The sequence below is a fragment of the Hyphomicrobium denitrificans 1NES1 genome (assembly GCF_000230975.2).
Classification (GTDB): Bacteria; Pseudomonadota; Alphaproteobacteria; order Rhizobiales; family Hyphomicrobiaceae; genus Hyphomicrobium_B; species Hyphomicrobium_B denitrificans_A.
Map to the genome: position 1 here is coordinate 688,071 of NC_021172.1, position 13,973 is coordinate 702,043.

Genomic DNA, 13,973 nt, shown 5'->3' on the forward strand with positions numbered 1-13,973 from the left:
CACTCAATTGCTCCATCGTGCACATCGTGGAGGCTTCCTTCTAGTTGGTAGGCTTTCGCGTCAAAAAGTTATCGAACGATAGTCTCCAATACTTGCCGATAGGCAGGTTTGATGAGGCCTGGCTCCTTCAGCGCCCATGCGACGATGCTGGCCCCCTGCAACGTGCTCAACAACATCACCGCGGTGCGCGCGGCCGAAGGTTCCGCTTTGAGTTCCTTTTTGCGAATACCCTCGGCAATGATCGCCTGCAACCAATCAAGATGGAGTTGAAAGAATTTGTTGACACGTTTTTGCATCGAGACTGGCAGTTCGCTCGCGTCCGCGGCCAGTGCTCCACAGAGGGGCATCATGCCGTCACGCAAACTCGATGCGAAAAAGTCTCCATAACCGGCGAGCTTTGCGGCCGCATCGATGGGTTTGTCGGCTAGCGCATCAAGGTCTTCCCTGAACCGCTCGAGATAGGTGTCGATGACCGCCACGCCCAAGTCTTCTTTGGTAGGGAAATGATGGTGGATGCTCGCCTTGCGGATGCCGACGCGCTCAGACAGGTCCGCGTAGCTGAACGCCGCGTATCCATGAGTCCGCAGAAAAGTCTCGGCCTCTCGCAGCAATAATGTCTTGGTGTCTGTTGTTGGCATTGTGTTCTACCTACTAAATGGTAGGTATTGTGTCAACGGGTCTAGGTCGGCAAACCCGAGGCTAGGTATAAAGTGACCGCTTTAATGCACGTTCTTTTGGCGACGCGATCTGCGGCAAGGAATCGGATATGGGATTTGGCTGATGCTGCGACGTTTTCCGAGATCAGTAAGGCATGAGTTCCGTCCAGACCAGTGCTTTCAGGTTTTATTGAGGATTTTGTTGAGGACATGGAGGAGCTAGCATGGCGAGCGCAGTGAATTTCGAAATTACCAAGATCTTCGACTACGCAAGAAGATTGCTCATTATAATCCTACTAGGGAGTGCCGTTGGATTTACTCCAGCAATCGCCCAGGAAGATGATCAGCAGATCGGTCCCGAGGACGCCGGCAAAGCAGAATCCAAGACGCCCGATATCAAGAACGGCCTGATCATTGCGCGCGCTTTATGTTCAACCTGCCACCTCATCGGAGAACCGCCGAATTCGTCGGTGTCGGCCGATGTACCAAGCTTTCCAAGTATCGCCAGTCGTCCAGGCCAATCAATGGAGCGGCTATCGAGTTGGCTGATTGAACCCCATCCGCCAATGCCGAACGTACATCTGACACGTAAAGAAATTCGCGATCTCTCAGGGTACATACTTTCGCTTCGCAGCACTCAGTAAGCTCGCCGCGAAGCGGCCTCAATGTCGGCCTGCTTGATTTAGCTGGCACCTTGCAGGAGTTGGTGGCAAACCGCCGCCAGCGCCGTGGGTAACGGTTCGATCCGGCGCGTCTACGCTTCAGGGAACAGAGCTAAATCGGCGACGCCGACGAATCGGCCAGCACACCTTTCTGCCAAAAAATTAATGGGTCCTGAGGCTAAACCTGAAAGGCTCTAAGGCGGCGTTGGGCCAGCGACGGCAGGTCCTGAGGCAGGCCAGACATAACCGCCGCCGATTACGATCTGGTGGGATGTCAGGGTGGTTTCAATCGTCCCTTCCGCGGGCGTAGCGCCGGTGCGCCAACGTGTGAATTGCCGCCATAGATCGCCCGGCATTTCAGTCAACCCTGAGAACGGCTCGACGAACCACCGCGGCAACCAATCGGATTTCAGATCCTTCAGCGACCACGATTTGCCGCCCGTCAGGGCTGCTTCAATGGCGGACCAGACGAACTTGTATTCCACGTAATAAGAACCGCGTCCGACGCGCAGTTCCAGACCTGCAAGAACTTGAAATGCGGGCCCAGCGTACTGATACTCGTTCGTCCGCTTCTCAGGAGGCTCGCCGGCAAACCACGTTTCCACATGTGGTACGGCGACCCCGAACCCAAGTCCCAGGTAGGGTCGTATCTTTGGAGTGAGTGGAGACAGGCGTACGAGTCCCGATAATATAAGGACGTTATGGCCGTGGGTGAATTCCAGACGATTGAGCAGATCTGTCAGGTGCAGCGGGGAGGGTGCGGGTTTGCCTTTGAGCGTGCCGGTCGTCTCCACGTCCTCAACGGTGCCATTCTTGATCTTGCGTCCGTGTGCACCTTTGCCAAGCCGAGAAATGGCCTTGTTGTGCATGAAGTCGACCATCATTCCCACCGAGCCGGCCCAGCGGATCACACGGGCGCCTCCGTCGATGGGGAAGTAGAATGTGTCACCATCCCAGCCCATCTTCTTGAGCGTCAGGTCCGTGCCGTTGGGCCGCTTGAGATGGAGATCGCTGCGATAATAGTAAGGAGCGCTGAGATATGCGCTCGCGACGGTTTCGTTCGCGTTGGGCCATGATGACGCGATGGGTGGTAAGGCGACGTTTCCCGCAGAACCTTCTTCATGATCGCCAGTCACGGACGATGACAGCACGGTCGCGCTTAGCATGACGATGGTGGCCGCTGCTGCCATCTTGTCTAGCATTACCCATAAGAAGCGCGGTGTGGCGTGATAAGAATTCTCATTTTCGGCCGTGATCGACGATATCATGCCTGCTGATCTCTGTTGTGAAATCCCACCCCGGTTTTGGCGCGTGCGTTTCGCAGAGAGCAGACCCGCCGGCGCCGACGTAAAGCCAGAGTTTGAAGCCACGTCAACTGCTTTGGGCTGATCGCATTGTGGCCCAATTCAGTTCAGCCTCGATCGGCATCGCTCGCATGGACTTTTCAGGAAGGTTGACGGCGCGGTGGCGCAATGCGCGACTCATTCCGCTCAGCGGCGAACCTCCGAGCGTTGTTGACCAGCTTCGGCCCGCTCCCTCAGGCGACCTCGCCATTCCGGGTCGTATTTCGGGATGCTCGCGAGCGACTTTTGTTTCTATACGGGACCGTGCGCACTTGCATTGAAGCAGATCAATGCGTCTCGTGTCGATTACCTAATGCTGTGTTTCACAACTCCGCAAGCGGCAGACTCGCCGTGCCGCGACACGGCTTATCGGATTGCATGCTTATGTCGTTTGACATCCGATAAGCGCAATTGCTGGCGCAGCCAGTGTTACATTCGCGACCGCTTCTTCGATGTCGGTAAAGGTCGACGCTCAGAAAAGCAAGGCAAGGAACCCGTGCAATGATCAACCGCAGACTGCGATACATCGTTCGTGATCAGCAGCCTCTCTTAATGCAAGCCGCTGACACCGTACAAAATGCGTGCGAGGCCATGCGTGTCAAGCACGTCGGCTCCGTTCTCGTGGTAGATGAGCATCAACGGCTACTTGGCATCTTTACCGGGCGCGACGCGGTAAAGTTGCTCGCCAAAGGTAAAGGCGGACGCACCGCGCTTGCGAACGCGATGACACCCAACCCGGTTACCCTCATCCCTGAACAGCAGGCTATCGATGCGTTACGTGCCATGAGCGATGGCGGCTTTCGTCACGTCCCTGTCGTTGAGAAGGGTCGCATCGTGGGCATCGTCTCACGTGCCGACTTCAAGAGCGAAGAACTCGACCGACTGGAGGAAGAGGAAGCCCTTGCCGAACGCATCTGGTAGATGGGAAAAGCGCCTGAGCGTTCGGTATCCAGATGCTCCTGGTGGGCAGTGCTGCGGGCGAGATTACTCAGGGGAGCGGGGTACATGGCAGCCTTGCCTTAAGGCTTTAGACCCATGCGAAATCCACCCCAGTGCCGGCCGCGAATGACAATCGGCGCCGAGATATCCTTCATCAAAGCATGCTGACCGCCGCCCATGTCGCGGCGGTAAGTTTGTAGCAAGAAGGGCTGCGTGTTGCGTCCAGCGCGAAGTCCGGTGCGGTCGTTAAAGATCCTGCGGTTGCGCGAGTTCGCGGCATTCCAGGATGGATCGGAACCCTGCGGCTTCGAGTACGCAAGATTGTGAGTCGGCAGATAGCCATTGCGATCGACGGCCGCACAAAATGCAATCCGGCTCGAACTCGCCAAAACCTGTTCCTGAATCGCGGGGAGAACTCGATCCGTGTAGCCCGTGAAGCGCGTCGTTACTTGCTGCGGGTTTGTGCCCGGAATTGGTTTATATTGCTCGTCGAAGAGAGCATCCTGCGTGATCTCGCCTCGTTCCAGGCCTCGCTCAAAGACCGCTTTTATTTCGGCCGCAGCGTTTTGGCAGGTTAAGATGAGGGCGCTGTCTTTCGTCTCGAACCCTGCCTGGGCGATGAACAACATCAGGTCTTCGCTGATGGTTAGAATGTTTTCAGACCGCTTCCGTGTCTTGCCAAGTTGAGTGTCGGCGGTTCCAACAACCTTTACGAGATCGCTGACCCGCTCGCCGACCTGTTGAGAATTCGTGGCGTTGCTGTGGACGGGATCGCCCAAGTCCTCGATACCGCTGGTCAATTGTTGGACACTACTGACCAGAGACTGGATTTGCTGCGTCGAGCCCTTTGCAGTGTTTGAAGCCTCAATGGCCGATTGCGCCCACTCGGAATTGTGACGCGCGACTGCGAGCATTTGATCGAGTGTTCCTTGCAATTCTTGGAGGTTTGTCCTGTTCTCAAGAGAGAATTTGCGAACCTGATTTGCGAGAGCTTTGATCGACTGGGCAATCACCGCAAAGCCGCGACCCGCGTCACTGGCCCGCGCTGCCTCCACTCCGGCGTTGATCGCGATCATCTGGGTTTCCATCGAGATCGATTCGATCGCAGCGCTTGCCTCTTGCACTTTGGCAATTGTGTTGCGTGCTTGTTCGGCGGAGCGCGTGATGCCAATAATGCCCTCGCCGAGTGCCTGCATATTATCTATAGCCGTCGCGAGAGTGTCGGATACCTGCTCCGAACTCTTACTGAGGACGAGCCGCGTCTGATCGGCTGAAGCCCTGAGATCGCCCACCGCTGTCCTGATCCGGTTATTGGTCTCAGTGCTGCGATCAACCGAGTCGACGACGTTTTCGAGCGTCTGGCGAAGGTGGTTGTTAAGACCGGCGAGGTCTTCGACAATCCCCGCGATATCAGCAATCTCGAGTCCGAGACGCCCCGCCCTATCGCCGATCTCACTTGCACGGGGCACCGCGGCGGTGCTCGCATCCTGGGGATTGGGTGTGAACTGGGCCACAATATTTGCGGGGTCGAATTGAGACACCGGCAAAGTCCTTTCGCTGCAGGTTGAAGGCCTGGGCTGGCCACAACGCAACGGCCCGCGCGTCTTATATCGGATCACGAGGCGCGCACAATGGGCTGATTCGCAACCCGGATGCGTTGGTTACGCTAGCGTTTTTGCGACGGGTTGCGTATTGGCACAAAGGGCAATTCGGGACTTAGCCGAGTCGGCACCGATCGATGGGGGACCCATGATCGACCCGGCAGATCCGGTCGGTGAAGTTTCCCGCCATCAAGACGCTCGGCAGCTGCTGCCTATTGTTTGCTTGAGTTCGAATCTTACCGGTGAAATTTTCGTCAAGCCCGGCGTAATAGAAAGTTGCTTTGGGCACCTTGATAAATCGACCGCCGCATCCTCGACAGATGTCAGTCACGCCAGTAGTTGTTCGCGGCGGCGACAGTTTGAAAGTGGATGGCGATCACCTGCGAGGCAGCAATCAGCTGGGCGCTGTCGTGATCGTATGCTGGGCGCAACTTGTCACGAATTTCGGCCGATGGCTGGGTGGCCTTGACGCCGACTCGGGCGAGCTTTGTGGCCAGCTCAAAACCCTCTTGCGGTGTTGCTGTCTTGAGTGACGGGAGCCAAGTATCGGCCATGATGATCTCCTCGTAATGAGCAGCTTCGCGAAATCAGCCTACCAGCTTACCTCTAGCATGGACAATGCATTCTCGTTCTTGAAGAAGGATTAAACGCCACAACACTCTCGGCGCCCACCAGACGTCTCAATAGCTGAATGTTATTGTTCGGGACACATCAAGCGGCCACGTAACCGGCGCATCAGCGTGTTTTTTAGATGCTAATGCGGCTCTGAAAGTTGCAAATCGAGCTGCGCATCGTCATCGGATGAGAACTTGGAAACGGAGACGCCGACGAGCCGAACTCCTGTCGTGACCGGATAAATGGATCGCACCAAGGCGAGACTGATCTCGTGAAGAAGGTCATGCGCTGTGACAGGCCGGGAAGCGGTCCGACTGCGAGTCACAATGCGAAAATCGGCAAATTTGATTTTCACGGTGACCGTCGCGCCGAAGCTCTGGTTCTTCTCGCACCAAGCCCAGACGTCGTCGGCCATTTCGAGCACGCCCGCCTCGATTTCAGCCGGGAGTAAGCGATCTTCGGAGAATGTCGTTTCACTTCCGGATGATTTGCGCGGCCGGTTTGGCTCCACCGGCCGATCATCTTCACCGCGCGCGATGGCATAATACCACGCACCTGATCTGCCGAAATGCTGTTGAAGGAATTCAAGCGATTGCGCCCGAAGATCGGCGCCTGTCTGAATGCCAAGGGCATTCATTTTCTCGGCCGTCACGGGGCCCACGCCGTGAAACTGTTTTACCGGTAAGCCTTCGATAAACTCGGCCCCGCGCTGGGGCGGTATCACAAATTGACCGTTGGGCTTACGCACGTCGGACGCGAGCTTGGCGAGAAACTTGTTATAGGACACACCTGCCGAAGCGGTAAGTCCTGTTTCCGCGAGAATACGCGCACGGATTTCTGCAGCGGTATCGGATGCAGTCGGGAGACCGCGCAGATTCTCAGTCACGTCGAGATAGGCTTCATCGAGGGAGAGCGGTTCGATGAGGGGCGTATACCGAGCGAAAATTGCGCGGATTTGTTGCGAGACGGCGCGATAAATCTCGAACCGAGGTGGCACGAAGACAAGGCTGGGGCATTGCCGAAGAGCTTTTGTCGACGGCATGGCTGAGCGTACTCCGAACGCCCGCGCCTCGTAGCTGGCCGCGGCGACGACACCGCGCTTTGCTCCATAGCCGACGGCGATGGCCTTGCCGCGCAGCTCCGGATTATCGCGTTGCTCCACGGACGCATAGAAGGCGTCCATGTCGACATGGATGATTTTGCGGGTAGAGACTTCAGCCATACTGAAGCCTAGCACTCTGACGCTTGAATTTCGATGCAGACCGTAGACGCAAATGAGCCGACCGCAAACGCGAGCGTCGTGTCATCTATAGGCGCTGCGCTGCAAGGCCGGCTTCGCGAAGCGTGAAATGCATGGGCCGGCAGTTAATCCCTCTCAGCAAACCGGTCACGATATACTATGGCTTCGCAGAGGCTATCGGAGCGCATTCGGCGCGCGCAATCTCTCGGCGGCGAACTGTACAAACTCTCGAACGCGCGGACTGTCCGAACGGGTCGGCCGATACACAAGATGAACGGGAATGGCGGTATCCTCGAAGCGCTCTAGAATCCGTTTCAAGAGACCAGCATCGAGCGCGCTCCGGGCTTGATAGGAGAGCACGCGCGTTATCCCGACGCCGGCCACTGCAGCCTCGACGGCAGCCTCGGCGCTATTGACCGAAAGCCGCGAGCGGACTTTCACGGCCTTGCGGCCAAAGCATTTGCTTTTAAAGATCCAGCGTGATCCTCCCGGCATCTCGTCGAACGTCACGCAATCCCGCTCCGCTATTTCCATGATGGACGTCGGGAGGCCGCATCGAGTGAGGTAATCTGGAGAGGCACAAACAACGAGTCTCAGCGTCCCGACGCGCATCGCCATCAATCCGGAGTCCGGCAACTCGCCAATGCGGATCGCGACATCGATCTCTTCCTCCATGAGATCTACGATCCGGTCCATGAGTAACAGCCGCGTGTTGATCCGAGGATAGCCGCCGAGGAACTCAGCAATCACCGGGAGCACATGCAGACGGCCGAAACTGACGGGTGCAGTGATTGCGATTTCTCCAGAAAGATCGGCTGCCTGCCCCGCTATCCGGCTTTCCGCGCGTTCGAGTTCCTCCAGCACTTGCCTGCACGTCTTCAAGTATTCTCGCCCCGCATCCGTCAGCATCATGCGTCGGGTCGTACGGTCGATAAGTGTGCAAGCCACGTGTGTCTCGAGCTGAGACAGAATCCGGCTGACGTTGGTCAAAGGCTCGCCAAGCTGGCGCGCTGCGGCGGACAGACTACCTGCCTCGGCCACCGCAACGAAGACGTTCATGGCCCGAAACCGATCCATGTCATCCTTCCAATAAATAGAAATATCATTGCCGAACATTCTATCTAGCGGAGAAGGGCTGATCGCGCCAGCTTCGGGCCTGGAAACGAAGATACCAATCAGGGGCCTCTGCGATGGCAGCAAAACTTTATGATCTTGAACTTTCGGGTAACTGCTACAAGGTGCGTTTGCTTTGCGCGCTTCTGGACGTCCCGCTCGAAATTATCCCCGTGGATTTTCTGTCCGGTGCGCATAAGAAAGCGCCGCTGATTGACCTTAATCCCTTCGGCGAGATCCCGATTTTCCAGGACGGCGATCTCGTGCTGCGCGACAGCCAGGCGATCCTCGTCTACGTCGCGCGCAAATGGGGTGGTGAGAGCTGGCTGCCAACCGATCCCGCGGGCCTGGCGCAAGTAAGCCAGTGGCTCATGATGGCCGAGAACGAAATCGCCCGCGGTCCCAACGATGCACGGCTGCACGATAAGTTCGGTTACAAACTCGATATTGAGCGAGCGCGCAACAATGCCGCGCGTGTTTTCGGTTTATTAGAAAAGCGTTTGGCGAAAGCGCATTGGCTGGCGCTTGACCGGCCGACGATTGCCGACATTGCCTGCATGCCCTATGTCGCGCTCGGCCACGAAGGGGGTGTACCGCCCGACGGATTTCCAGCGGTCACTTCATGGGTTGGCCGGGTCAAGGCGCTACCCGGTTTCATCGGCATGCCCGCGATTTGACCAGACTTTGGACGCTGCTTGCGTTTTGGAGCGAAAATGAACACTTGCCGATACGCTTCCGACGTCGCGTTTACCGCTGCAGTCAAGGCTGAGCAGGAGCGCGATGGCTCGCGTGCGCAATACGAGCGGATGGAGAAGAGCAAGGGTTGGGCAACAACCGTAACGCCGGACCTGGCGGCCACGCTCGTGGCCGCGCGCTCGTTCTATCTCGGCACAGCTAACGCAGAAGGGCAGCCCTACATCCAGCATCGTGGGGGGGCGGCGGGGTTCTTGAAGGTTCTTGACGAGCGCACCCTCGCGTTTGCCGATCTCGCCGGCAACCGGCAGTACATCACAGCTGGAAACCTGTCCGAAAATCCGCGCGCATTCATCTTCCTTATGGACTACGCGCGGCGCCGGCGCACGAAGATCTGGGGGCGCGCCCGGATTGTCGAAAATGACGAAGACCTGTTGTCGCGCCTTCGCCCATCACAAAGTAATGCTGTCGCCGAGCGGGCGATCCTATTCGAAATCGAGGCCTGGGATCGCAACTGCCCGCAGCACATTCCGCAGCTTATCGCCGTCGAGGACGTCGAAGCTGCTCTCGGTCAGCTCCAGAAACGAATTCTACAGCTCGAAAGCGAGCTTGAACTTACCCCCTCCGAACTTTGAAATCCGACTTTCAGTCGGTCGGCCGCGCGACGGGTTGTTACCGCAACTGTGCTTCTCTCTCTCGGTGGCGCGGCTGATGATCTTTACGCTGAAATAAATTATCGCCATACGATACTACCTTTGGGCAACATACTACCATTTGGCAACCACGGCGCGTGCTATTTTAACCGCAAATAAGCCGATCCGCTTTATCTAAGCGCTCGCGGTTCCAGGAATCCTTTAAAAATCAATATCTTTTGGAATTGCGTATCGCTGTCTAGGAGAGGAGGCAGTTTTCATGGCCAACGCCGGCAAGGTCGAACATCAATTGATAGCCAAGACGCCGCTAACCCTGCTGGCGCTCACGCGTCATCAGGTCGAGCCGCACGAGGAGTCTTGGTTCGCCCGCTGCCGCGCCGACTATCTGCGCAGTTTTCCGCTGACGCTGCTGGAACTGGTCAGGCTGCTGATGCTGTTGAGCTTGGTCGGCCCGCTTACTGACATCTCTTTCTCCCTCACCGCGCTCGTTGGTTGGTCGCTCGTCTGCTCGCTCCAAGCGATTGTGCGACGTAAGGAAGCCTCTCCCTGCTTTGATGAAAAGCGGGCGCTCCACAATCGCGCCGGAGTGATCAAGCTCCGCGCGATCTGGTGGATGGCCATGCTCGGCTGGGCGATCGTGATCGCACCCTCCCAGAACGTCGACACCTTGGTGGCGCTGGGCTTCGCGATGATGGCGATCGACGGTCTCGTCACCATGTCGCTGCCTCATCTGGCGCTTGCCGCCAGCGCCGGCGGAGGTCTGTCACTGACCGTTGCGCTGTTCCTGCGTAACGGGTGGGACGCGGCGCCGCTCGCCACGATAGCACTGGTCATGACATCGTTCATGCATTGGTCGATCTATAATCTCTACTATATGTTTGCCACACGTCGCATCCGCACCCGGCGGCTCAGAGAATCCCACGAGACGATCCAACTCGTCCTCAACCAGTACGACGACGAAGGCAGCGACTGGCTCTACGAACTTGACGGCGACTTGCGTGTCCGCAACCCTTCGCCTCGGTTCTGCAACGCCTGCGGAATAGAGGCTGGAGAACTCGAAGGCCGCTCGCTGATCGACATTCTCGGCACAGCATCCGAAGTTTCATGTCTGCGAGAGCTTCTCGAAATCGGCCAACCACTTCGCAACGTGGTGATTCCGGTCCGGGTCGACGGCGCTGAACGCTGGTGGTCGCTCAACGGCCGGCAGGTGGAAGGACTGCGCGGCGAGAAGCCCGGCTGGCGCGGCTTCATCGCCGATATAAGCGTGGCCAAGCAGGCCGAGGCCAAGGTCACCTTCATGGCCCATTATGACCTCCTAACCAAGCTGCCCAACCGCACCCTGCTCAACTCCACGCTTGATCGTGCCTTCACCCGCATGTCGCGTGAAGATATCGTCGGCCTACTCTACGTCGATCTCGATCACTTCAAGGCAATCAACGATGGTCAGGGTCACGCCATGGGCGACAAGGTGCTGGCCGAGGTCGCGCATCGGCTGGAGAACGTTGTACGTCCGCGCGACATGGTCGCCCGGATCGGCGGCGACGAGTTCATCGTGCTGATGCCGCACCTAGAATCTACTGACGCCGGCCTCACCGTCGCCGAGCGCGTGCTGGAGGTGATCGGCAATTCGCTGGAGATCGATGGGCAGATCATGCCGATCGGCGCGAGCATCGGCGTGGCTTTCGCGCCGCACGATGCCAATACCGGCGACGAACTGCTGCGCGCCGCCGACCTAGCCATGTACAACGTCAAGTCGCGGGGCCGCCGGGGCATCTCAATCTTCGATCTCGAAATGCAGACCCAGATGCTCGAACGCCGTACACTGGAGATCGACTTGCGCGCCGCCATCGTGCGGCAGGAATTGGAACTCCACTATCAGCCTCTCCTGCATATCGAAACCGGCGAGATCGCCGGCTACGAGGCATTGTTGCGCTGGAACCATCCGATCCGCGGACTGGTGCAGCCCGATACCTTCATCTCGATCGCCGAGGAAACCGGCGTGATCGTCGAGATCGGCAATTGGGTGATCCGAACCGCGCTGGCCGAAGCGGCGAACTGGCCCGAGGATCTGACCGTGGCGGTTAACCTTTCGCCCACGCAGATCAAGGACGACAATCTGCTGGCGACGGTGGTGAATGCCCTGGCCGCGACCGGCGTCGCGCCCGGACGGTTGGAGATGGAGATTACCGAGAACCTGCTGATGCAGGAATCGGAGGAGGTGCTGGCGGTGTTGCACAAGCTGCGCGACATTGGGGTAAAAATCGCACTCGACGATTTTGGCACGGGCTATTCCTCGCTGAACTATCTGCGCAGTTTCCCCTTCGACAAGATCAAGATCGACCGTTGCTTCGTCAGCGAGTTGGCCGAGAATGAGGACTGCAAGGCGATCGTTCGCTCGGTGATCGGCTTGGCCAACGAGCTGCACATGACGACTACGGCGGAAGGCGTGGAAGCGGTCGAGCAGCTCGCCGCGCTACGCGCCCAGGGCTGCGACCAGGCGCAAGGATTCCTCTTCAGCAAGGCCGTCCCGGTATCGGAACTTCACTTCACCAAGCCGAAACGGGAAGCCAAAAGAGCTTAATGCCGCATTCGGCGGAAATATGTTTCTACAACTCCTTCCCCGTCGGCGTGGAAATTATCCACCCTACGAAGATGCTCTCGGTGTGCTCTAAACTAGAGGCGCCGTTTGCTGGTAACCGCGCAAAGCAACTCTGAATTACAAGGCACGGCAGCAATACCGATTGACGCAAAAAAGTGGAGTGTTGCTAATTTTTAGCATGACAACGCCTTTATGGGACGCATGTCACTGGCTCCTTGCGTGCGGAGCGAAGCGGCAAGGCGCTCGACGCCCGTCGTAATTTGCTTTTCGGTTAGAGATGAATATCCGAACATGAGATGGCGTTCTGCATATGTCGTTCTGCCGGGGCTAACGGCTGCCTTTGGCGACAGGTCATAGACCCCGACGCCGTATTCCAACGCCTTAGACACGATCACCGGAGCTACAGGCAAATGTGCGGGAATACGCCATGCGAGATGCATTCCCCCTTCTGCTCCAATTGCACGCCCTTGGCCGAAGTTGCAATTCAACGCTCTCAAGAGTGCGTCTCTCTTGCCGAGGTAGTGCTGCCTGATTGTGCGCAGGTGGCGCGCATAACCACCAGTATTCATAAAGTCTGCAAGGACAGCCTGTTCCAACCATGGTTGGCCGTTGTTCATAAGCGCCTTGTAGTGCCGCGCGGCCGGCAACATAGCGGGGGGCACTACGACGTAACCAATGCGAAGTCCGGCGCCGAGACATTTTGAAAACGTACCAACATAAAATACGCGATTTGCCCTATCGAGCGCCTTCAATGCGGCCAAGGGAGAACCCACGTACCGGAAGTCGCTGTCGTAGTCGTCCTCTACAACATATGAGTTCGTCTTCACGGCCCACGCCAATAACTCGAGCCTTCGATCCAAAGGTAAGGTGCAGCCCATTGGGTACTGATGAGATGGCGTCACGTAAGCAAGTGCGTTGGTGACATCGGGAAGTTGCGCAACGTCGAGGCCCTTTTCGTCTACCCGAATTTGGTGGAGATGCGCACCGAATGATTCAAAGAGGTAAGAAGCGCCCGCGTATCCGGGCGACTCTACGATCGCGTCGGTTCCAGCGGATAACAGCATTCGGCATACGAGATTGAGGCCTTCCTGACACCCGCCGGTAATGATGATTTGTTCTGCCTCGGCGATGATGCCACGCGCAGGACGCAGATGATCGGCAATAGCCTGCCGCAACTCAATGAAGCCCGTTGGATCCCTGTACTCGGTCAATGCGGAACCCGCGCTCAACAGGCGCTTAGTCGTTAGACGCGTCCATGTTCGTAGCGGAAACGAGCGAGCGTCAGGGCGGCCGACCCAGAAATCAATCATGGATCGCTTCAATCTCGCGTTGACCAAATTGTGCGATCTGAGCTTGAGAAGGTCGGGCCGGAACTGATCCGAAACTATAGGCTGTTCCGTGTGCTCAAAACCAGTCCGCAAAGCGTGCAAGGCTTGTTCGGGTATTTCCCGCGAAACAAACGTACCGAGCGACTTTGCCGTTTCAACATAACCCTCATCTGCGAGCCGTGCGAATGCGAGCGTGATCGTAATCCGAGAGACTTGCAATTGCTGGCATAGATGACGGCTGCTTGGAAGGCGCTGCCCCGAGCGCAACTGCCCTGCGAGAATCATGCTCCGTATTTGTTCGAATACTTGAGTCTGAAGATTGAGTGTAGAATGTCGATTGACCGCAAGCGGCAGCTGCACGTCGCCCTCCAAACGGACCTATGGAAATCGCCCAGGCAGGCTGCAATTTATAGCCAGCGAACGCAAGCGCATAGGTCCATTGGAGGCGCTGTCTATATGGCCAGGTTCAGCGTGCTGGGCGGTTGCAGTTCGATAAATCGAAACGTGCTGGGTCCACGTGGGCAATTTTCT

At 57.3% G+C, this 13,973-nt stretch carries 12 protein-coding genes; 5 read left to right on the forward strand and 7 right to left on the reverse strand.

Annotated elements, in window-relative coordinates; all coding sequences use genetic code 11:
• Positions 1 to 68: 68 nt before the first annotated feature.
• Positions 69 to 638 (reverse strand): TetR/AcrR family transcriptional regulator, encoded by a 570-nt coding sequence (locus HYPDE_RS03180; RefSeq protein WP_041319888.1) that lies wholly within the window; start codon positions 636 to 638, stop codon positions 69 to 71.
• A gap of 242 nt (positions 639 to 880) precedes the next feature.
• Here HYPDE_RS03180 and HYPDE_RS03185 point away from each other — a divergent pair, with 242 nt between their 5' ends.
• On the forward strand, positions 881 to 1,300 hold the full coding sequence (locus tag HYPDE_RS03185; protein WP_015596905.1) for a hypothetical protein: 420 nt from the start codon (positions 881 to 883) through the stop codon (positions 1,298 to 1,300).
• A gap of 212 nt (positions 1,301 to 1,512) precedes the next feature.
• Here the strand turns inward: HYPDE_RS03185 and HYPDE_RS03190 are convergent, their stop codons facing one another.
• On the reverse strand, positions 1,513 to 2,586 hold the full coding sequence (locus tag HYPDE_RS03190) for a lipid A oxidase (RefSeq protein ID WP_144061165.1): 1,074 nt from the start codon (positions 2,584 to 2,586) through the stop codon (positions 1,513 to 1,515).
• Between the two features lie 576 nt (positions 2,587 to 3,162).
• Between HYPDE_RS03190 and HYPDE_RS03200 the strand changes: the two genes are divergently transcribed.
• Positions 3,163 to 3,582, forward strand: a complete 420-nt coding sequence (locus tag HYPDE_RS03200; RefSeq protein WP_015596909.1) for a CBS domain-containing protein — start codon at positions 3,163 to 3,165, stop codon at positions 3,580 to 3,582.
• A gap of 98 nt (positions 3,583 to 3,680) precedes the next feature.
• On the opposite strand, the gene HYPDE_RS03205 is transcribed toward HYPDE_RS03200, so the two are convergent.
• The 4 genes from HYPDE_RS03205 to HYPDE_RS03220 all read right to left on the reverse strand — a co-directional run bounded on the left by HYPDE_RS03205 (position 3,681) and on the right by HYPDE_RS03220 (position 8,133).
• Positions 3,681 to 5,141 carry a methyl-accepting chemotaxis protein gene (locus HYPDE_RS03205; RefSeq protein ID WP_144061166.1) on the reverse strand — a complete coding sequence of 487 codons (1,461 nt, stop codon included), beginning with the start codon at positions 5,139 to 5,141 and terminating at the stop codon, positions 3,681 to 3,683.
• A 383-nt stretch (positions 5,142 to 5,524) separates the two neighbouring features.
• Positions 5,525 to 5,755, reverse strand: coding sequence for a hexameric tyrosine-coordinated heme protein (locus HYPDE_RS03210; protein ID WP_015596911.1), 231 nt, complete (start codon positions 5,753 to 5,755; stop codon positions 5,525 to 5,527).
• 200 nt (positions 5,756 to 5,955) lie between these two features.
• Positions 5,956 to 7,038 (reverse strand): DNA polymerase IV, encoded by a 1,083-nt coding sequence (dinB, locus tag HYPDE_RS03215; protein ID WP_015596912.1) that lies wholly within the window; start codon positions 7,036 to 7,038, stop codon positions 5,956 to 5,958.
• 192 nt (positions 7,039 to 7,230) lie between these two features.
• Positions 7,231 to 8,133: a LysR family transcriptional regulator gene (locus tag HYPDE_RS03220; RefSeq protein WP_015596913.1), complete on the reverse strand. Its 903-nt coding sequence runs from the start codon at positions 8,131 to 8,133 to the stop codon at positions 7,231 to 7,233.
• Between the two features lie 113 nt (positions 8,134 to 8,246).
• On the opposite strand from HYPDE_RS03220, the gene HYPDE_RS03225 reads away from it, so the two are divergent.
• The 3 genes from HYPDE_RS03225 to HYPDE_RS18410 all read left to right on the forward strand — a co-directional run bounded on the left by HYPDE_RS03225 (position 8,247) and on the right by HYPDE_RS18410 (position 12,096).
• Positions 8,247 to 8,846: a glutathione S-transferase family protein gene (locus tag HYPDE_RS03225; protein ID WP_015596914.1), complete on the forward strand. Its 600-nt coding sequence runs from the start codon at positions 8,247 to 8,249 to the stop codon at positions 8,844 to 8,846.
• Positions 8,847 to 8,882: 36 nt separating this feature from the next.
• A complete protein-coding gene (locus tag HYPDE_RS03230) occupies positions 8,883 to 9,497 on the forward strand; it encodes a pyridoxamine 5'-phosphate oxidase family protein (protein ID WP_015596915.1) in 615 nt (204 codons plus the stop codon).
• Positions 9,498 to 9,774: 277 nt separating this feature from the next.
• The gene (locus tag HYPDE_RS18410; RefSeq protein ID WP_015596916.1) at positions 9,775 to 12,096 is read left to right on the forward strand and encodes a putative bifunctional diguanylate cyclase/phosphodiesterase; all 2,322 of its coding nucleotides are present in this window, start codon (positions 9,775 to 9,777) and stop codon (positions 12,094 to 12,096) included.
• A 191-nt stretch (positions 12,097 to 12,287) separates the two neighbouring features.
• Here the strand turns inward: HYPDE_RS18410 and HYPDE_RS03240 are convergent, their stop codons facing one another.
• Positions 12,288 to 13,802 (reverse strand): PLP-dependent aminotransferase family protein, encoded by a 1,515-nt coding sequence (locus tag HYPDE_RS03240; RefSeq protein ID WP_144061167.1) that lies wholly within the window; start codon positions 13,800 to 13,802, stop codon positions 12,288 to 12,290.
• Between the last annotated feature and the right edge of the window lie 171 nt (positions 13,803 to 13,973).